Annotated in this window: 1 protein-coding gene; it reads left to right on the top strand. The window is 46.0% G+C overall.

From position 1 onward, the window contains the following. A partial coding sequence (locus A3762_RS18575; protein ID WP_068757078.1) for an AbgT family transporter occupies positions 1 to 1116 on the top strand: 1116 nt, incomplete at its 5' end. Positions 1117 to 1228: the final 112 nt, after the last annotated feature.

Raw genomic sequence — 1228 nt, 5'->3', positions numbered from 1 at the left:
TTATCTTCTTTAGCAGCAGACTCTGGTTACGTTGTACTTATTCCTTTAGCCGGTGCGCTGTTCTACGCAGCGGGTCGCCCTCCATTAGCGGGTATTGCGGCGGCATTTGCGGGCGTTTCGGCAGGCTTTAGCGCGAATCTATTAATTGGCCCTATTGATGCATTGTTGTCGGGTATTACCACCGAAGCCGCACAATTAATGGATAAAGAAGCTTTTATCTCTCCTGCGGCGAACTATTATTTCATGGTTGCTTCAACATTCTTGATCGGCATTTTGGGCACAATTGTGACCAATAAAATTGTGATGCCTTATCTCGAAAAATCACAAAGCCAAGAAGAAGTCGAAGATGTTGAAGTCGATCAAGCAGGGCCTCTCGATGGCAAAGGCTTACGCAATGTCGGTCTGTTTACTTTGGTGTTTGTAGGCCTTGTTTTGTTGGCTGTACTACCCGAGTCAGCGCCGCTTAGACACCCCGAGACGGGAAGCATTGTTGTCTCTCCATTTATCGGCGGGATCGTCGTGATTATTTCTGTCTACTTCGCTTTAGCGGGAGCTATTTTTGGATATACGGTCAAAGAGTTCTCTTCAAGCAAAGACGTGATCGAAGCAATGGAATCAACTATGGCGACAATGGCGGGCTACGTTGTGTTGATGTTCTTCGCGGCGCAGTTCGTGAATTACTTTGGTTGGACCAATCTTGGAATGATTACAGCGATTAAAGGCGCTGCGTGGCTTGAAACTCTGAGCATTAGCCCTGTGTCTATTTTGCTGATCTTCATCGTAATGACAGCATCAATCAATTTGTTGATTGGNAGCGCATCGGCTAAATGGGCGTTGTTAGCGCCAGTCTTTGTTCCAATGTTAATGCTTTCTGGAATTTCGCCAGAAATGACGCAAGTGGCTTATCGTGTGGGGGATTCCGTGACTAACATTATCACCCCTTTAATGCCGTACTTTGGGATAGTGGTGGCCTTTGCTCAGAAATATGACAAAGAAGCTGGTATTGGTAATATCGCCGCGGTGATGTTGCCTTACAGCATCATCTTATTGATTGGCTGGGGATGCTTATTGGGCTTGTGGCTAAGCATGGGTTGGCCGCTGGGTCCTGGTGTATAAGATTCGCATCGTTAACCCGATCTCGGAATACAAAAAAGAGCGCGAGATAATAACGAATGCGTGAATCGCTTTTTCAATTCTCAGAGTATAAAAATGCTCCCAAACTTCTTTC

Source organism: Oleiphilus sp. HI0125 (genome assembly GCF_001635355.1).
This window is presented reverse-complemented; position numbering and strand designations above follow the sequence as displayed.